This is a genomic window from Desulfosporosinus sp. OT (assembly GCF_000224515.1).
Lineage (GTDB): Bacteria > Bacillota > Desulfitobacteriia > Desulfitobacteriales > Desulfitobacteriaceae > Desulfosporosinus.
The window spans coordinates 1-17,989 of sequence record NZ_AGAF01000018.1 but is presented as its reverse complement, the minus strand read 5'-3'; the positions used below and the strand labels follow the sequence as shown (position 1 = coordinate 17,989).

At 43.7% G+C, this 17,989-nt stretch carries 17 protein-coding genes; 11 read left to right on the top strand and 6 right to left on the bottom strand.

Features of this window, described 5'->3' with window-relative positions:
* The 3 genes from DOT_RS01510 to DOT_RS01500 form a co-directional block, all read right to left on the bottom strand.
* Window positions 1-306 (bottom strand): ATP-binding cassette domain-containing protein (locus DOT_RS01510; protein WP_009613167.1); only part of this gene is annotated, 306 nt, incomplete at its 3' end.
* Entirely contained in the window at window positions 291-1,154 is an 864-nt protein-coding gene (locus tag DOT_RS01505) for an ABC transporter permease (protein ID WP_009613166.1), read from the bottom strand. The genes DOT_RS01505 and DOT_RS01510, both read right to left, overlap by 16 nt.
* A gap of 20 nt (window positions 1,155-1,174) precedes the next feature.
* The gene (locus tag DOT_RS01500; protein WP_009613165.1) at window positions 1,175-2,185 is read right to left on the bottom strand and encodes an aliphatic sulfonate ABC transporter substrate-binding protein; all 1,011 of its coding nucleotides are present in this window, start codon (window positions 2,183-2,185) and stop codon (window positions 1,175-1,177) included.
* Window positions 2,186-2,579: 394 nt separating this feature from the next.
* Here DOT_RS01500 and DOT_RS01495 point away from each other — a divergent pair, with 394 nt between their 5' ends.
* The 6 genes from DOT_RS01495 (at window position 2,580) to DOT_RS01470 (ending at window position 10,580) form a co-directional block, all read left to right on the top strand.
* Complete coding sequence (locus DOT_RS01495) at window positions 2,580-4,313, top strand: sigma-54-dependent Fis family transcriptional regulator (RefSeq protein WP_009613164.1); 1,734 nt, start codon at window positions 2,580-2,582, stop codon at window positions 4,311-4,313.
* A 332-nt stretch (window positions 4,314-4,645) separates the two neighbouring features.
* Window positions 4,646-6,226, top strand: coding sequence for an acyl CoA:acetate/3-ketoacid CoA transferase (locus DOT_RS01490; RefSeq protein WP_009613163.1), 1,581 nt, complete (start codon window positions 4,646-4,648; stop codon window positions 6,224-6,226).
* On the top strand, window positions 6,223-6,969 hold the full coding sequence (gene fabG / locus DOT_RS01485; RefSeq protein ID WP_009613162.1) for a 3-oxoacyl-ACP reductase FabG: 747 nt from the start codon (window positions 6,223-6,225) through the stop codon (window positions 6,967-6,969). The genes DOT_RS01490 and fabG overlap by 4 nt, the downstream gene beginning before the upstream one ends.
* A gap of 25 nt (window positions 6,970-6,994) precedes the next feature.
* A complete protein-coding gene (locus tag DOT_RS01480) occupies window positions 6,995-8,173 on the top strand; it encodes an acetyl-CoA C-acetyltransferase (RefSeq protein WP_009613161.1) in 1,179 nt (392 codons plus the stop codon).
* Window positions 8,174-8,247: 74 nt separating this feature from the next.
* On the top strand, window positions 8,248-9,642 hold the full coding sequence (locus tag DOT_RS01475; protein ID WP_009613159.1) for a GntP family permease: 1,395 nt from the start codon (window positions 8,248-8,250) through the stop codon (window positions 9,640-9,642).
* A gap of 437 nt (window positions 9,643-10,079) precedes the next feature.
* On the top strand, window positions 10,080-10,580 hold the full coding sequence (locus DOT_RS01470; RefSeq protein ID WP_009613157.1) for a peptidylprolyl isomerase: 501 nt from the start codon (window positions 10,080-10,082) through the stop codon (window positions 10,578-10,580).
* A 99-nt stretch (window positions 10,581-10,679) separates the two neighbouring features.
* Here DOT_RS01470 and DOT_RS30130 read toward each other — a convergent pair whose 3' ends face one another.
* Window positions 10,680-10,817, bottom strand: coding sequence for a hypothetical protein (locus DOT_RS30130; RefSeq protein WP_157998387.1), 138 nt, complete (start codon window positions 10,815-10,817; stop codon window positions 10,680-10,682).
* Window positions 10,818-11,257: 440 nt separating this feature from the next.
* Between DOT_RS30130 and DOT_RS01465 the strand changes: the two genes are divergently transcribed.
* Together DOT_RS01465 and DOT_RS01460 are read left to right on the top strand one after the other, a co-directional pair.
* Complete coding sequence (locus tag DOT_RS01465) at window positions 11,258-11,956, top strand: DUF2225 domain-containing protein (RefSeq protein WP_009613155.1); 699 nt, start codon at window positions 11,258-11,260, stop codon at window positions 11,954-11,956.
* A 103-nt stretch (window positions 11,957-12,059) separates the two neighbouring features.
* Complete coding sequence (locus DOT_RS01460) at window positions 12,060-14,228, top strand: Tex family protein (RefSeq protein ID WP_009613153.1); 2,169 nt, start codon at window positions 12,060-12,062, stop codon at window positions 14,226-14,228.
* A 147-nt stretch (window positions 14,229-14,375) separates the two neighbouring features.
* On the opposite strand, the gene DOT_RS01455 is transcribed toward DOT_RS01460, so the two are convergent.
* Window positions 14,376-15,029 carry an HD domain-containing phosphohydrolase gene (locus tag DOT_RS01455; protein WP_009613151.1) on the bottom strand — a complete coding sequence of 218 codons (654 nt, stop codon included), beginning with the start codon at window positions 15,027-15,029 and terminating at the stop codon, window positions 14,376-14,378.
* Between the two features lie 23 nt (window positions 15,030-15,052).
* On the bottom strand, window positions 15,053-15,412 hold the full coding sequence (locus DOT_RS01450) for a response regulator (protein WP_009613150.1): 360 nt from the start codon (window positions 15,410-15,412) through the stop codon (window positions 15,053-15,055).
* A 123-nt stretch (window positions 15,413-15,535) separates the two neighbouring features.
* Here DOT_RS01450 and DOT_RS01445 point away from each other — a divergent pair, with 123 nt between their 5' ends.
* The 3 genes from DOT_RS01445 to DOT_RS01435 form a co-directional block, all read left to right on the top strand.
* Window positions 15,536-15,892, top strand: a complete 357-nt coding sequence (locus tag DOT_RS01445) for a helix-turn-helix transcriptional regulator (protein WP_009613148.1) — start codon at window positions 15,536-15,538, stop codon at window positions 15,890-15,892.
* Window positions 15,893-16,139: 247 nt separating this feature from the next.
* Window positions 16,140-17,033 (top strand): DMT family transporter, encoded by an 894-nt coding sequence (locus DOT_RS01440; protein WP_009613145.1) that lies wholly within the window; start codon window positions 16,140-16,142, stop codon window positions 17,031-17,033.
* A 43-nt stretch (window positions 17,034-17,076) separates the two neighbouring features.
* Window positions 17,077-17,989: amidohydrolase (locus DOT_RS01435; RefSeq protein ID WP_050809800.1), on the top strand; the 913-nt coding region annotated here is incomplete at its 3' end.

Genomic DNA, 17,989 nt, shown 5'->3' with positions numbered 1-17,989 from the left:
AATTCCAAACGCAACATTTTCTTCAAGTGTTAACCAAGGAAAAAGGCGAGGCTCTTGAAAAACCATCCCTCTTTCTCGACCGGTCGTCTCTATTTCTTTATCCTCAAGCAGGACTCGACCAGATGTCTGCTTTTCTAAACCAGCAATGACCCTGAGAAGGGTTGTCTTCCCGCACCCACTGCTACCAATTAGGCAAATTAACTCGCCTTTGGCAACTTCAAAGTGAATGTCCTCTAAGGCTTGAACCTGTCCTTTGTCTAACTTGAACTGTTTGGTAATTCCGTCAAGGACTAAGAAATTTGCCATGTTGGGACCTCATGAGTTTCAACGTTTTCTTGCCAAGGAAGAAATCTCTTTTCTAGATGGCGGAAGACGAAATCCAAACAAAGTCCGGTGAGGCCAATAAGCAAGACTCCCGCGAGCATTAAATCAGGCTGGGCCATTTCGCGACCTTCCTGAATTAAATAACCGATACCCTTGGAAGCGCCCAGTAGTTCAGCTGCCACCAAGGAACGCCAAGAGAAGCTAAGTCCAAGTCTCATGCCGACATAGACGGAAGGCGCAGATGATGGAAGGTAAACACGAGTTATCAGGCCCCAGCGAGAAAGACCATAGGTGTAGGCTACTTCTTTTAACTTCGGATCAGTGCTGGCAATACCATGCAATGTGTTCAAAAGTATCGGAAAAAAAGCTGAATAAACAATAATGGCAATCTTGGAGGCTTCATCAATTCCCAACCAGAGAATAAACATAGGAATCCAGGCGATACCCGGTATTTGTTGAAAAAAGCTGAGTATGGGCGACAAAAAGTCGCGGACGCCGGGTGTCAAACCCAACAAAAAACCCAAAGGAAGGGCCATACAGAGAGCTAGGCTAAAACCACAAGCAACCCGGTACAGGCTGGCTCCAAGATGCTTGAGGAGTTCGCCATTCTGTGTAATAACCCAAAGCCGATCTCCAATTTGTGAGGGCGGAGGGATGAGATAGAGATTTAACCAGCCCAGGCTACTAAAGATTTCCCAAAGGACAATAACCAATAAGGGCAAAACGAGTCCCTGTAATAACTTTTTGAAAGACAGTTTTAAAGCGAATTGAGCAGTCCCTCCCGGCAAAGTTGATAATTCTTCTCGCTTAGGATAGGCGGGAGCTTTCATGATTAAATATCCTCCTAGAATTACTTAACGGGCAGATAACTGGGGTCGACTAGCGCGTCAACAAGTTTGTTAATGTCTACGTTGGGGCGGATCATACCCTCTTTTTGTAAAAAAGTCGCAGATTTTAGTAACTCATTGTTTACTTCATCAAGACTCATGTCGAAGGTGAACTCGGGATAAAGAGCCTTCACTCCTTGAATAGGCATTTGATTTTGTTGGGCAGTCATTGATAATGCTTCATCAAGGTTAGCTTGGCTCCAAGCGATTGAAGCCTTGTGGACTTGTAAGTAGCGTTTCACTATTTCGGGTTGATTCTTGGCAAATTCACTTCGAACGGCAATGACGCTTAAGCCGGGGATTAAGCCTTCGGCTGAACGTAATTTCTGAACCTTGCCTGCTGCAATAGCTTTGGAAAGCAGGGGCTCAGGGAGAATGGTAGCATCGACCTGCCCTGCCGTGATAGCGGCAGCCGCAGCCGTCGAATCCATATCGACTAGTTCAAGGTCTTGGGTTGTCAGATTTACTTCTGACAAAGCTCGAATGAGCATCTCATGCAACATGGTTCCTTTTTGCAAAGCAATTTTCTTGCCTTTGAGGTCGGCAACTGTTTTTATAGACTCATCAGGCTTAACGACCAGACTTATTCCTTTGGGAAAGCGGGAATAAGCGGAAACAATTTTGATGTCATTTCCGTTAGCTTTAGCTAATATAGCGGATACATAGTTAAGGCTGTTGGAAAAATCAAGTGATTTGGCAGCCAGAGCCTCAAGCTGGTTGCTAGGAGTTGTAATATCATGCCATTTGAATTCGATGTTATCTTTAGCAAACTCGTTTTCAAACATCTTTTTCTCTTGAGCGACAACGGAAGGGACGTTAATAGGTCGAGAGACATACGAAACATTAATTGTTTTGAGAGTTTCAGTTGGGGCTTCAGTAGTAGCTTTTTTGGCTGCGCAGCCGGGAAGAATGATGGCGGCAATAAGTACGATGGCGCTTAAAAGACAGATGGAGATGACCCTTAGCCGATACATAAGATAATTACACCCCTTTATTTTTTGCGTTAAGTCTATACTATTCTTCTGGTGGAATATTTTTCTACCTATGCTTATCATATCAAGTTATCGAAACTATGGCTATCGTAATTTCGCATAGTCCCAATGATCATGGAGACAGTAATCAAACTGACGTGCTAGGTTTGAATTTCTTTTTAAATATAATATAGTAGAAAGACCCCTATCTTAATTAGAGGCCTTCTACATGAATAATAACGGTCTCCAGGTTACACTTGTTGTTGGGTTTAAGGGAAGCTAGCTAAAGCATAGTGCAAGTGGTTGAGAATTGGTTTAGCAAATTAATTGTTTACACATGAATTAGGAAGAATATGTTGTATGCTTTCGTTGTGACCTGTAAATAGGAGGAAAAGGTATGGAGTCAAAGCAAATAATAGAACTGGATCAAGTTTTCCAAGCGGCTAAAGCGGGCATCATCGTTATTAATGATCAAGAGAATGTCTGTTACTGTAACCCTGTTGCTGCAGAATCCGTTGGTCTTTCAGCAAAGGATATTCTTGGTAAGAAAATAAAAGAAGTTATTCCTAATTTCAAACTGCGAAGCGTATTCCATGATGGAGAAGCTAACGCAGAGCATTTTTTTATGGGAGAACGAATGTTTATTACCAATCGCTCTCCCATAAATCACGCGGGAGAAACAGTAGGAGCGGTTGCGGTCTTTCAAGATGGCAGCGAATTGCAAAGTGCAGTGGCTCGTTTAGATACTATGCAAAATAGTCTGACTGGGTTGGAAAGTATTTTTGAACAGGCCTACGATGGTGTTATGGTTGTAGACTGTGCAGGAGTTGTTACTCGAATAACCAAGAGCTACTGCCGCTTCCTAAATATTGAGCAAGAGAAGGCGATTGGTCGACATTGTACAGAGATTTTACCTACAAGCCGCATGCATATTGTTGCTCAGACTGGACAAGCAGAAATTGGCGAAGTCATGGACATTAATGGCAAAGAAGCAATGGTAATGCGCCTTCCTTTGAGAGAAGAGGGCAAACTTATAGGTGCTGTAGGTAAGGTTATGTTTCGTGATGTTCAGGATCTACGAACCTTGGCAGAAAAGTTAGATTTATTGGAAAATAAGCTCAAATTCTATGAGAAGGAATTAAAGCACTATCAGAAATATCGCTACACATTTAGTAATATCATCGGTAAAAGCCAATCTATTATTCGGACGAAAGTGTTGGCGGAGAAGGCGTCGCTAGGGAAATCGACTGTTCTTTTGCGGGGGGAGAGTGGGACAGGTAAGGAACTCTTTGCCCATGCAATTCATGCTGCCAGTACACGTCATGATCAACCGTTTGTGAGAGTGAACTGTGGGGCAATTCCAGCGGAACTTTTAGAGGCAGAACTTTTTGGCTATGAAGAGGGCGCCTTTACTGGAGCTAAAAAAGGCGGCAAACCCGGGAAATTCGAGTTAGCAAATCGAGGGACGATCTTTTTAGATGAGATTGGTGATCTGCCGCTCGTTATGCAAGCTAAAGTTTTACGGATTTTACAGGAAAAAGAGGTAGAACGAGTTGGCAGCAATCGGTTGCAGCAACTGGACATAAGGGTCATAGCTGCTACCCACCGAGACTTAGAAAAGATGATAGAAGCAGGGGAATTTCGTCGTGACCTCTATTATCGGTTAAACGTTTTTACGGTTACGATACCCCCTCTAAGAGATCGGGAGGGGGATGTTTTACTTTTGAGTGAAAAGCTTTTGACAAAATTCCAACGTGAACTGGGATCATCCTTAAGAAAGCTGGATCGTTGGGTTGTCGAATTATTTCAACTTTATGCCTGGCCTGGAAATGTGCGTGAACTTCAGAATGCGCTCGAAAGAGCCACGAATGTTGCGGAGGGGGACGTGATTCATCTCTCAGATTTGCCTCTATATCTTCAAGATTTAGAAGGCAAGCGAGCAAATACATCCCTTCAGCCTCTGGCGCTGGAACTGGCAGAAGCGGAGCGTAGGGCAATATTAAAGGCGCTAAAGACTACCCGTGGAAATAAGACTCAAGCGGCCGAAATCTTGGGAATTCATCGGACCAATCTCTATCGGAAGATGGAGAAATACGGTTTAGTCGGAGGGGATAGCGAGGGGTTTGCCTAAGAAGCGGTGTAGTGATTACGCAACACGTAGCAAAAAAGCTACACTGATCAAGAAGTGAGGGAATAATAAGGACTTTTCGCATTAATCAGACTAACAGGTGTAGCGGAAACGCTACATTTGTTAGTCTGATTAATAATGCCGCTTTTTTAAAAAACCCTAGAAGGTAAGGCCTTCAGGGTTTTTTCTTTTGCTTGGCATGGATTTTGCTTAAGTATAAGTTGCGTGCCCAAATTCTGATTTTTTTCTACAAAATATGCTAGATGATGAAATGAACTGGATGAGAGGAGAGAATGAGTCAATTACTCTAAAGAAGCTCGATAGGAGGGAAACAGATGAAGAAAGCGGTCTTAACGGCAGATGAAGCGATCGCCTTGATCAAGGATGGAAGTATGGTCGCCATTGATGGATTTGTGAGCATTGGACACCCAGAAGAATTAACGATGGCTTTAGAAAAGCGATTTATGGCAACGGGTCAACCGAGGAATCTGTCGTTGGTATACGCGGCTGGGCAGGGAGACTCTAAGGATCGGGGCATGAATCATTTGGCTCACGACGGCTTAATTAAACGTGTCGTGGGTGGTCATTGGAACCTGGCTCCTAAGTTGGGGAAAATGGCGGTTGAAAATAAAATCGAAGCCTACAATTTTCCTCAAGGGGTCGTAACTCATCTTTTCAGAGATATTGCAGCAGGCAAGCCGGGGACGTTAACCCATATCGGTTTAGAGACCTTTGTCGATCCACGTCATGGCGGAGGCAAGTTGAACCAAGTGACTGAAGAGGATTTAGTGGAGCTGACCAGCGTTAAGGGTAAGGAGTATCTGCTCTATCATTCGTTTCCAATTGACGTAGCTCTGATCCGAGGAACGTCGGCGGATGAGTTGGGGAATATCTCGTTTGAAAAAGAAGCACTCACACTTGAAGGACTTTCGATCGCCCAAGCTGTTAAAAACAGTGGAGGTATTGTAATTGTCCAAGTAGAGCGCGTCGTTCAGGCCGGAAGTATCAAGGCTAGGGATGTCAAGATACCGGGTATTTTAGTGGATGCAGTTGTGATTGCGAGCCGTGCGGAGTTTCATATGCAATCGTTTGCGGAGCAATATAACCCCTCTTACAGCGGGGAAATACGACTTCCTTTGACAGAACTCAAAGCAATTGGGCTTGATGAACGCAAGATTATTGCCAGAAGGGCCTTTTTAGAAGTCAATCCCGAGGCGATTGTTAATTTAGGAATCGGAGTTCCAGAAGGGGTAGCCTCAGTCGCTGCGGAGGAAGGAGTCCTAGACCAATTCGTCTTGACCGTGGAATCCGGTCCAATCGGGGGCGTACCTGCCGGGGGATTAAGCTTCGGGGCCAGTTTTAATCCGGAATGCATTGTTGATCAACCCTATCAGTTTGATTTTTATGATGGAGGGGGACTGGATATTGCAGTTCTGGGAATGGCCCAATTAGATGAAGAAGGAAACGTCAATGTCAGTCGCTTTGGAACGCGTATTGCCGGGGCAGGTGGGTTTATCAATATCTCCCAAACGGCTAAAAAGGTTATCTTCTGTGGGACCTTTACGGCCAATGGCTTAGGGGTCCAGGTCCAAGATGGTAAGTTGGAAATCCTCCAAGAAGGAAAGATTTCTAAACTCGTTAAAAACGTTGAGCATATCACGTTCAGTGGGAGCTATGCCCGTAAGAAAGGGCAGAAGGTCTGGTACGTTACAGAAAGGGCCGTCTTTGCCTTAGGAGAACAAGGCCTTGTGCTGGAAGAAATTGCACCAGGTGTTGATCTGGAAAACGATATTTTAGCTCGGATGGATTTCAAGCCAATTATTTCTGAGTCCTTAAAAATCATGGATGCCAAACTATTTAATCCAGAACTTATGAAAAAAACGGAAGATCTTAATGAAAGGTGTGCAGCAAAATGAAAATCAAAGATAGAGTAGCCTTAATTACAGGAAGCGGTCAGGGAATAGGCAAAGCAATTGCGCTTACCTTTGCGCGCGAAGGAGCGAAAATTGCGGTCAATGATATTTCCTGCAATGAGGCTAAAGCAATGGAAACTGTCGAGGAACTCCGAAAACTAGGAGTGGAGGCAGAGCTCTTCCTGGCAGATGTCAGCAAAGAAGATGAAGTGAACAGTATGGTGGCCAACGTTCTCGAACGGTTCAAAAAAGTCGATATTCTCGTGAACAACGCGGGGATCAATCGAGATGGTTTAGTTCATAAAGGAAATCTTGCCAATTGGGAGGCTGTCATGGCAGTCAATCTGACCGGTCCTTTCATTTGCACAAAGGCAGTACTTCCAGCGATGCGTGAGCAGAGATACGGGCGAATTGTCAATCTCTCATCGCTAACCGCCCGCAAAGGAATCTTTGGAACAGGATATTACGCAACCTCTAAATCTGGGTTGATTGGCTTAACCAAAGTAACAGCTGTTGAAAATGCAACCAAAGGAATCACTTGTAATGCTTTGGCCCCGGGATATATCAATACGGACATGATGAATAAGTACCCCGAAGAGCAGTTAAAGGCCTTGATCGCCACAATCCCGGCTGGGCGCTTTGCTGAACCAGAAGAAGTAGCGGATGCGGCCCTTTTCTTAGTGGCAGATTCCTCTTCCTATATTACCGGTGCGGTGCTTGATATCAATGGAGGAAGTTTCATTTAAGTTAAACTACAGGAGGCTAGGAGACATGCGAGAAGTTGTTATTGTAAGTGCAGTTCGTACCCCCATTGGCTCCTTTGGAGGAGCAATAGGAAAAATTCCTGCGGTCGAATTAGGGGCACTTGTCATTGCAGAGGTTCTTAAACGGGCTGGGGTAAAACCTGAACAAGTCGATGAAGTGATAATGGGAAATGTGCTGCAAGCAGGTTTGGGGCAAAACCCTGCGCGGCAGGCCACTATAAAAGCGGGGATTCCTCAGGAGGTACCCGCATGGACTATAAACAAGGTTTGTGGGTCCGGGCTTAAATCTGTGGAGAGTGCAGCTCAAGCAATCCTTGCCGGTGATGCTGAAATCATAGTTGCCGGTGGTATGGAAAGTATGTCTCTTTCGCCCTACGTTCTCCAAAAGGCCCGCACGGGATATCGCCTGGGGAATGACACAATTACAGATACCATTCTTCAAGACGGATTAATAGATGCTTTTGATGGCCTTCACATGGGGATTACAGCAGAAACTATTGCTGATCAGTTTGGAATTTCCCGTGAGGAACAGGATCATTATGCGGTGCTAAGCCAGAATCGGGCAGAGGAAGCGGTCAAGGGCGGCAGATTTGAAGATGAAATTGTGCCTGTCCTGATTCCCCAGCGCAAGGGGGAAGCTATAGTCTTTAAAACAGATGAATATCCTAGATTTGGTGCGACACTTGAATCTATGACCAAACTTCGTCCAGCCTTTAAACAGGATGGGACAGTGACCGCAGGTAATGCTTCGGGTATTAATGACGGTGCTGCCGCAGTAGTCGTTATGTCTAAGGAAAAGGCTCTTCAATTAGGATTGAATCCTTTGGCTACAATTGTCTCTTTCGCCTCGGCAGGTGTCGATCCTAAAATCATGGGTACTGGACCGATTCCAGCCAGTCGTAAGGCGCTGTCCAAAGCAGGGCTTACTATTACGGATATCGATCTGGTGGAAGCGAATGAGGCTTTTGCTTCTCAGACAATAGCAGTTGCCCGTGAGCTTCAATTAAACTCAGAAAAAACGAATGTTAATGGTGGTGCGATTGCTTTAGGACATCCTATTGGTGCCAGTGGGACACGGATCTTGGTAACTTTGTTGTACGAAATGAAGCGAAGAGAAGTAAAAAGAGGTCTCGCTACACTTTGTATTGGCGGAGGACAGGGTACAGCCATGGTGGTTGAGAGATAATCACTCAAAGTAAGAATTAAGAGACATAAAAAAGATTAAAGAGATTAAGAGATAAATTAATGGAGGTGTTTTGAGTGGCAGTTTTAGGAATTATATTAAGCTTAGCGCTCTTAATGTTCATGGCTTATCGGGGTTTCTCGGTCATTTTCTTCGCCCCTGTGTTTGCAATCCTAGCGGCCATATTTTCTGGAATGGCAATTATGCCGACATATACGGAAATATTCCTGCCTAATCTAGCAAACTATGCCAAGGTATACTTCCCGTTCTTCCTCTTGGGAGCTGTCTTTGGAAAAGTAATGGAAGAATCTGGAGCGGCGAAGGCCATTGCTAAAGCAATTGTTCAAAAGCTTGGGAAAAAACAAGCTATGTTATCCGTGGTCTTGTCGGCAGCGATTCTCACCTACGGAGGGGTCAGTCTTTTCGTCGTAGCGTTTGCCGTGTACCCGTTTGCTGCTTCGATCTTTAAAGAAGCAGACATTCCCAAACGTCTGGTGCCAGCAACGATCGCCTTAGGGGCTTTCACGTTTACCATGGATGCACTGCCGGGAACCCCACAGATTCAGAACTCTATCCCGATGAAGTTTTTCAACACAGATCTTTATGCTGCTCCGATCTTTGGAGCCTTGGGTGCTATTATGGTTTTAGTTGGCGGCATTGCTTTTTTAGAGTGGCGTAAACGTACGGCCCAAGCAGCAGGAGAAGGGTATGGAACAGATCATAAAAACGAACCTGAAGTAGTTGAAGATGGCAACCTGCCGAACCCGATCTTGGCAGCGTTACCGTTGGTTTCAGTACTTGTTGTTTCACTCATTTTACAAAAGTTAGTTTTTCCGAAATGGGATATTCTTGCTTGGGTGACCCAAGCTCCTTATAACATTGCCAAAACTGGCGTTGTCGGATCAATGAATAACTGGGCACTGATGATTGCTCTTGCGGTGGGTATTGGCCTGGCCTTTGTTATTAACCCTAGGCGGATTAAAGGAAATGTCGCTAAAGCAATTAATGCCGGGGCCATCGGTTCTCTCCTAGCTGTTATGAACACAGCGTCTGAAGTCGGTTTTGGTAACGTTATCAAATCTCTCCCGGGCTTTCAAACAATCGCTCATGCCTTAACGGGTATTAATGGAGGGGGAAGTCCCTTGTTGTCTGAAGCGGTTACAGTAAATGTTTTGTCCGGGGTTACAGGTTCCGCTTCAGGGGGGATGAGCATTGCCCTAGATACGTTTGGGAAACAGTACTTGGATTGGGCTTCGAGAGTAGGGGTTGACCCTCAATTACTGCATCGTGTAGCATCTATGGCTTCTGGAGGAATGGACACCTTACCCCATAACGGGGCGGTCATCACGCTGTTGGGAATTGCCGGTTTAACGCATAAGCAAGCCTATAAAGATATCTTTGCTATTACCTTGCTAAAGACAGGGACCGTTTTTACACTCATTCTGCTGCAAGGGGTTTTCCACTTTGTCTAAATTAGGGAGGAGAAACGCTTCTTCTACCTAGCAAAGAGAGAGCAAGTTCCAACCTAAATGTTGGCGCTTGCTCTTTTTTTATCATTATCTTCCTATATAAATGGATATTCTTCAACGTTGCAGAGTGATGGGATAAGGAATGAGAAGAAGTCTTAATGCTCTAGACTTGAATCTGTTCCAGGCCTAATGTAAAATGTTTGGTAATCTCAATAGCGCATACAACGTTGGAGAATTATAATGAAGGAGTTAATTGTATGAGAAAGTTTAGAGCGATGATGTTTATTTCAATGTTAATAATAATCCTGACGACCATTGGTTGTGGGACCCAGACTAAAAATGAGGCAACGCCACCATTACCAAATAAGGACAATACCCAAACACAAGGTAATACATCACCTGAATCAAGCGTAAAAAATAATCCTATTGTCACAATTACGATGGCAAATGGGGACCAGATTAAGGTCGAACTTTACCCGGATGTCGCTCCGAATACTGTGAAAAGCTTCGTGTCTTTGGTGCAAAAGGGATTCTACAACGGCTTAATCTTTCATCGAGTGATTCCGGGGTTTATGATACAAGGTGGGGATCCCAACGGGAATGGCACCGGGGGACCGGGATATAGTATTAAAGGAGAATTTACGAACAATGGTTTTGTCAATAACTTAAAGCATGAACGTGGAGTAATTTCTATGGGTAGAATAGAAAATGATCCTGATTCTGCAGGTTCTCAATTTTTCATAATGGCTGACACTGTGCCAAGCTTAGACGGTGACTATGCTGCCTTTGGTAAGGTGATCAGCGGTATGGACGCTGTGGATAAAATTGTTAATAGTTCACGCGACAAAAGTGATAAACCTCTACAGAACCAGGTTATGCAAAGCGTGACGGTTGATACCTTAGGCGTAAAATATGGTCAGCCGGAGGTAATTAATAAATAGCTTTAAATATAATAATCCACGGAAACACTAACAGAAAATCAGAACAGATACGGAAAAAGGACCAGTTTTTGCTGGTCCTTTCCGTATCGAAGCGAAGAATTAATGAATACTGCCAGCGCTCTCGGATGTCCGACGAAACATTTTTCCCCCAACACTAGGGATACTAGCTATACCACGTGATAATTTCAATTGACTTGTCATTGCATGTTTAGTTACATGTGAATTGGATTGTGTCATATTAATTTCCTCCTCGTATAATGTGTGTCTTGAAAGATTTCGAATTCCGTATCTTATGATTAGTTTTGGTCTTTGGAATGAAACAAACCGTTAGTACTAATTTCTCCGATAAGATCGTAGATAAATCGTGGTAAGTTTTGGTCTGACATTGCCTGGTTTTTAATTTTTGCAAAGTAAGAGAGATCCTAATTTAAACACTGTGCTAGATGGAGTGGTATTCTTATTTCTGCCCCAATTAATACAATCTTCTTATCTATATACATGATTTATAGTTTCATTTCTAAAATAGAGCGAATTTGAAATGTGTACAGAACAGAAATTTACCTTTTCAAGCTGTGATAGAGAAATGAGTCTGATATAATAAGACAATTAAATGATTTAAGTGCTCAATTCATTAATCAGTAATGGAAATGTGTATGGATTGAACCATGGGGGGTATTATGCAATCATTAGAACCTTTTTATGAGAAGAAAATGACATGCGTTTTTTGCGGTAAGCAGTTTAATACGTTAAGGGTGCGTTCGCGATTTGCGATCCCATACCAAATAGATAGTGATTTTTGTCCTCATTACAGAACTGGAAATTATAATCCCCATTTCTATTTTGTCAGTGTCTGTCCAGAGTGTGGTTTTGCTTTTTCTGAAGAGTTTTCAGATCAATTCCCCTTAGGTTCCAAGGAACTGATTCGTGTTCAAATCACTAAGCATTGGATAAAAAGAGACTTTGGTTTGGTCCGGGACATTCAGCAAGCTCTGGAATCTTACAAACTGGCAATATTAGCAGGGTCCCTTAAGAAAGAAAAGCATGCCGTCTTAGCAGGACTATGTCTGCGTCTGGCCTGGCTCTATCGGAATGAAAACAATTCAGAACAGGAAAAGCGCTTCCTGAGTTTAGCACTCAACGCCTATGAAGAATCATTTGTTGTTTCCGATTTTACGAGCACATCAATGTCTGAAATCAAAGTTCTGTTTATGATTGGCGAGCTAAGTCGTCGTTTAGGGCACTATAAAAAGGCGGTTGCTTATTTCTCGAAGATTATTCAACACAAAAATGCAAAAGACGAACAGAAAATGGTCAATATGGCTCGGGATCAATGGAGAGTGGCTGTGGATGAGAGTCGTCAGGAAAATAATAAGTAAGAATGAAAGCGGTGAACTGGTTTTCTTAACATTCCATAAAATAGTATAATAAGAAACGGCGTTTTTAAAGAATTTGCAATAGTTTTAGGGAGGAATATACACCTTGGAATTTACTCAACTCATTGCTAAGGAGCTTAACCTGAAGATAACTCAAGTGAAAGAAGCGGTAAACTTATTGGATGGAGGAAATACCATCCCTTTTATTGCTCGCTACCGCAAGGAAGCAACTGGAGAGCTTGATGAAAATTCGTTGCGCGATATTGTGGAGCGTTTGGATTATTTGCGACGTTTGGAACAACGAAAAACGGAAGTCGTGCGTTTAATTGAAGAACAAGGTAAGCTTACAGAAGAACTGTCTGCTCAAATTACGACGGCAATGGTGCTTCAGGACGTCGAAGACCTTTACCGACCTTATAAGCAAAAACGACGGACACGAGCAACTATGGCTAAAGAAAAAGGCCTTGAACCTTTAGCTGAGTGGTTGTTAACGCAATATGCCAGAGGAGATTCTCAGGCAGAGGCAGAAAAATATTTGAATCCAGAACTAGGTGTGAATTCAATGGAGGAAGCTTTAACTGGAGCCATGGATATTATCGCAGAAACTATTGCTGATGATGCGGTATTACGTAAACAGATCAGGGAGAAGACTTTGCACATTGCCGATGTAGTAGCTACCGCTTCGGCTAAGAAAGCTAAAGAGCGTTCCCCCTTTGAGATGTATTATGACTATCGTGAGCCAGTCCGAAGAATTCCACCACATCGTATTTTGGCCTTAAATCGTGGCGAAAAGGAAGAGTTCCTATCCGTAAAAATTGAAGCTCCTATAGATACTTTACATAGAATTATAGAACTTCGCTATGTTAAAGCGGGACCATGTGCTCCTTTAGTTCAAAAAGCGGCCCTGGATGCGTATAAACGATTAATTGAGCCTTCAATTGAACGAGAGGTGCGCACGGAACTTTCCGATCGAGCGGAGGAACAAGCCATAAAAGTGTTTGCAGGCAATCTGCGACAACTTTTGCTTCAACCGCCAGTTCGTGGGAAGATGGTTCTAGGTCTTGACCCTGGATTTCGGACAGGATGCAAATGGGCAGTTGTCGATGAGACAGGAAAACTTCTTCAAGTTGGTGTAATTTATCCGCATCCGCCACAGAACAAACGAGAAGAGGCAAAGAACAGTTTACGAAAGGTTATTGCTGAGTTTGATGCCAATATCATTGCCATTGGAAATGGTACAGCCTCTAGAGAAACGGAAGAGGTTGTGGCAGAAATGATTCGTGAAGACGGGATTGCTACTGAATTTATCCTAGTGAGCGAAGCTGGAGCATCGGTTTATTCCGCTTCAAAAATAGCCGGTGAAGAATTCCCGGAATTTGATCTCTCCTTGCGGAGTGCGGTGTCCATCGCCAGGCGGCTCCAAGACCCTCTTGCAGAACTGGTGAAGATCGAACCGAAAGCCGTTGGTGTTGGTCAATATCAGCATGATGTCCAGCCTAAACGCTTGGAGGAATCCCTACATGGCGTCGTAGAATCTTGTGTTAATGTCGTAGGTGTTGATTTAAACACAGCCTCTGCCTCGTTGCTCCAATACGTGGCTGGATTAAAGCTAGCGGTTGCCAAGAATATCGTGGCCTGGCGAGAAGAACATGGGAAATTCAGTCATCGTGACCAACTCAAGAAAATTCCGCGGCTGGGAGAACAGACGTTTATCCAGTGTGCGGGCTTTATTCGTCTACCCGATGGAATAAACCCTCTAGAGAATACGCCAGTTCACCCTGAGTCATATCCACTTGCCGAAGACATCTTGAAAAAGATCGGACATACTCCTGGGGATTTACGTGATCACTTGACCGAAGTGCGCAAAAAACTCGCTCACTTAGAACCAACAGAGCTTGCAGAAGAGTTTCAAGCCGGGATTCCTACCGTCCGAGATATTCTAGATGCTCTGCAAAGACCTGGGAGAGATCCTCGGGAGGATTTGCCGCGGCCGTTACTTCGGAGGGATGTCACTCATATGGAGGATCTCAGCGAAGGAATGGTCTTAGAGGGAACAGTGCGTAATGTTGTGGATTTCGGGGCGTTTGTGGATATCGGTGTTAAACACGATGGGCTTGTGCACATTTCCCAACTAACCGATAAGTTTATTAAACACCCTATGGAAGTAGTAGCTGTCGGTGACATAGTAAAGGTACGTGTTATCGGACTTGATAAGGTTAGAGAACGTGTGAGCCTATCCATGCGAGATCTTTCGATTTGCGTTACACCTGCATGATCTAATCTGTTGGACGCATGATTTTCAACTCTTTTTGCATAAAATTCCTATCGAAATTATCAAGAATTCGGCAAATTGTAGTCATTTCGCTCTATAAAAAGAATAGCCACGACTTTTTTAAGTCGTGGTTATTTTTTTTATAACAAGTTAGGGTTCTATTTGTCTTATTTCATTAGCTCTGAGTTTAAGAGAGATCTCTTCCATTATCATTTCAACAAAGGCTTGTCCTAAGTATGGGTCGAACTGTCTTCCCAATTGTAACTGTATTTCCTCTAAAGCTTTCTGAAAGGTCATAGCTTTTCGATAAAGTCTGCCTGATGTCATAGCCTCGAAAGCATCAGCTAAGGAAACGATTCTTGCTGTGAGCGGGATTTTTTCTCTGCTAAGTCCATGTGGATAGCCTTTTCCATTATAGTGTTCATGATGATGAAGGGCAATGGGAATGATAGAAGATAAGGCTCTGGCTGGCGCTAAGATTCGGGCACCAATCTCGGGATGATCTTTAAGACAGTCGTATTCGTTTTCCGTTAAGGCACTGGGTTTAAGCAAAATATCATCTCTGATTCCAATTTTACCAATGTCGTGGAGTAAAGCGCCCATACGGAGTTGTCGTATTTCCTCTTGAGAGAGTCCTAGCCGAAGACCCAACATCACGGCATATTTCTTCACCAGAACAGAGTGTTCCCAAGTTTCTATGTTCCTTGCAGCAAGTGTCATCGCTAAAGTCTGTAAAAATTCGCTAAGTGATGGCGACGTTTGAATCCGGTACAAATCTTTTATGCTGCTATTCCGTGAGCGCATGGGCCACCTCCAAAAAGTAAAGGTTATTCAAAAATTTTTCGAACCTTAGAAATAAGTTCGTAGATATCAAATGGTTTAATCAACACACCTTGAGCCCCTTGTTCCTTGGCTTGCTCTTCTATCTCCTCTCCACTAATCATAATTACCGGAATGTCCTTAGCGAACCCATCATTTTTTAGCAATTGCAATACATCTAAACCGCGGATATCTGGCATGTTATTATCTAATAAAATAAGTGATGGTTTGTATTCAGACAAAGCATATCCTAAACATTCGTCACCACTGCCCACTTGTTTTGACTCATAGCCGGCGTTAGCTAGTACTTCCGCAAATAACCTGCGAATGGATGGCCTATCATCTACTACCAATATGTACTCGACCACGAGCATTCTCCTCCTCTTCATATCATTCTATGACTTACAGTATATATTTTCAACATATTATACAAACTTTTAATTTGTGAAAGAGTTGTACTTAGACCTTTACAATGGTAATGAGGTGATTATATGGAAAGTATCCGAAAAGTGGTAGGAAAAAACATACGGTTTTACCGTCTGTCTAAAGGCATCACCCAGGAATGCCTTGCGGAAAAAGTCGATGTAAGTAGTACTTATATCGGTTATCTGGAACGAGCTCAAAAATCTCCTTCATTAGAGCTGATTTCTACAATATCAAAAGCCCTGGAAATTGAACCTGCTCTGCTGCTAACCCCACCTGATAAGGGCGATGATGAATTGAAACGTTTAATCTCCCTTTTGTCAGGCAAAGCACCTTACTCTGTTGCCTTCGTCCATGATATTGCCACTGCTTACTTCAAATCCCTCGAAGATCATGACTGCCAAAAGGACCAGCTGCATTACTAATGTTTTTTCGTTCCGACAGCTTTTATCTTAACGATGATAGAGTTGATTATACTAATAATATTCGTATTCTGACGGGTAAGAGGCTTGTCCATGTACTCGGGTTGTTGGAGGTAAGGATCATTCTTTTTAAATCCTGAGCTGTGATAATAGTAATAGTCTGATATAATGGTTAAATGACTTATCAGTGTTTACGAGAGATTACGAGAAAAATAATCTAGCCCAACAAGAGAAAAGAGGGTCATCTTTCGTGCAGAACGTTCAACAAAGACGTTTGCAGGGAGTTGGAGCTGTTCTGGGAGCAGGAACTGGTTATGCTTTAATGTCAATACTGCTGAAGTGGGCTTACCATCTGGGGCTCGGTCCAATTCAGGTTATTACCCTGCAATCATGGATAGCGTCGCTACTCCTTCTGATCTACGCTGTGTTCTTTAAACGTGAGATATTTAGAGTAACGTTTCGAACAGTGAGGATTTTAGTTGTACAAGGTGTGGTCGGGAACTTAGGAACCGGACTTTTATACGCGTATTCCCTCATGTTTGTTCCTGTCTCTGTGGCTATTTTGCTCCTTTATCTCTATCCAGCGTTGGTTTTAGTAGTCGGAGTAGTAATTTGGCACAAAAGGGTTGGACGGCAAGAGATGATTGCCTTCTTCTTAACCCTAGCAGGAACCACGCTGGCGAGCGGAATCTTCTCTGGAGTAAGTGGAGTTGCTATAGAGGGGATAATTCTGGGATTGGCTGCCGCCACGGCCTACGCGACCTTTAATATTTTGGGCGAAATCGCTTTAGCAAGGGTATCTCCCTTGGTCGCGATGTGTTTTTCTCAATGGGTTTGTGCTATAGCTCTGCTGATTGTTATCAAAGGAGACATCATGAGTATCCCTTGGGAGAACGCTCAAACTTGGGAAATCGGTTTCTTGCTAGCGACAGTCGCGTCGATCCTTCCGTTTTATATGATTTTGGTGGGGATTAATCGGCTCGGAGCTGATCAAGCAGCCATTCTCAGCACATTTGAGTTGCCAATGACGTTTATTATGGCAGCTGTTTTCCTTAATGAGTTTCCCACCGGAGATCAGTGGAGTGGTGGGGTTTTGGTAATGTGTGGAATTTTATTATTAAACTGGAGGCGTAAAGGTGAATAAAGCAACAAAGAAGCTCTTTATTAAAAACGGTCAGATTAAAACGATGATCGGACGCGAATTTATGGGGAATATCCTAATTGAGGGATCAAAAATAGTGGCGCTGGGAAAAGATTCGGAAGTGGAAGTTCCCTCAGATGCAGTTGTGATCGATGCATCGGGATGTCTTGTGTTGCCGGGGTTCATTGATGCGCATTGCCATATAGGTATTGGCGAAGAGATCTATCGTTGGGAAGGGGAAGACCTTAATGAAATGACGGATCCTGTGACCCCGGACATGCGAGCAATTGATGGAATTAACCCTGAAGATGAGGGTTTCCGAGATGCCCGCTTAGGTGGTGTGACGGCTGTATTCACAGGACCTGGAAGTGGGAATGTGATTGGAGGAACGGGAGTTGTCATGAAGACGGCCGGAAAAATTGTGGATAAGATGATTGTCCGTGATCCTGCAGGTTTGAAAGTGGCTTTTGGAGAAAATCCTAAGATGGTTTACGGCGAACAAAAGAAAATGCCGATGACCAGGATGGGAACAGCAGCACTTCTTCGTCAGGCCTTAGTGGATGCGCAGGTGTATCGGGATAAAATAGAAGAGGGGAGAACAGACCCTGACAAAATTCCGGAGCGAGATCTGGGTTTAGAAACCCTTGTGAAGGTGATTAATCACGAAATTCCTCTGCGCGCCCATGCTCATCGTGCAGATGACATTATGACAGCGATTCGTATTGCGCGAGAATTTGAGGTCGATTTGGTTATCGAACATTGTACGGAAGGACATAAAATTGCGGAAGAACTCGCTGAGTTGGGGTACCCAGCAGTGGTGGGGCCCTTGTTGACCAACCGTTCAAAAGTTGAGCTTAAGGATAAATCCTTCAAAACTCCAGGCATCTTAGCTAAAGCTGGGGTGAAAGTTGCGATCATGACGGATCATTCCGTCACCCCGATTGAACAGCTTCCGCTTT

What these genes read in the sequence shown, in the direction of transcription:
- DOT_RS01505 (WP_009613166.1), bottom strand. Translation starts at nt 1,154, where the DNA reads ATGAAAGCTCCCGCCTATCCTAAGCGAGAAGAATTATCAACTTTGCCG.
- DOT_RS01500 (WP_009613165.1), bottom strand. Translation starts at nt 2,185, where the DNA reads ATGTATCGGCTAAGGGTCATCTCCATCTGTCTTTTAAGCGCCATCGTA.
- DOT_RS01495 (WP_009613164.1), top strand. Translation starts at nt 2,580, where the DNA reads ATGGAGTCAAAGCAAATAATAGAACTGGATCAAGTTTTCCAAGCGGCT.
- DOT_RS01490 (WP_009613163.1), top strand. Translation starts at nt 4,646, where the DNA reads ATGAAGAAAGCGGTCTTAACGGCAGATGAAGCGATCGCCTTGATCAAG.
- fabG (WP_009613162.1), top strand. Translation starts at nt 6,223, where the DNA reads ATGAAAATCAAAGATAGAGTAGCCTTAATTACAGGAAGCGGTCAGGGA.
- DOT_RS01480 (WP_009613161.1), top strand. Translation starts at nt 6,995, where the DNA reads ATGCGAGAAGTTGTTATTGTAAGTGCAGTTCGTACCCCCATTGGCTCC.
- DOT_RS01470 (WP_009613157.1), top strand. Translation starts at nt 10,080, where the DNA reads ATGGCAAATGGGGACCAGATTAAGGTCGAACTTTACCCGGATGTCGCT.
- DOT_RS30130 (WP_157998387.1), bottom strand. Translation starts at nt 10,817, where the DNA reads ATGACACAATCCAATTCACATGTAACTAAACATGCAATGACAAGTCAA.
- DOT_RS01465 (WP_009613155.1), top strand. Translation starts at nt 11,258, where the DNA reads ATGCAATCATTAGAACCTTTTTATGAGAAGAAAATGACATGCGTTTTT.
- DOT_RS01455 (WP_009613151.1), bottom strand. Translation starts at nt 15,029, where the DNA reads ATGCGCTCACGGAATAGCAGCATAAAAGATTTGTACCGGATTCAAACG.
- DOT_RS01445 (WP_009613148.1), top strand. Translation starts at nt 15,536, where the DNA reads ATGGAAAGTATCCGAAAAGTGGTAGGAAAAAACATACGGTTTTACCGT.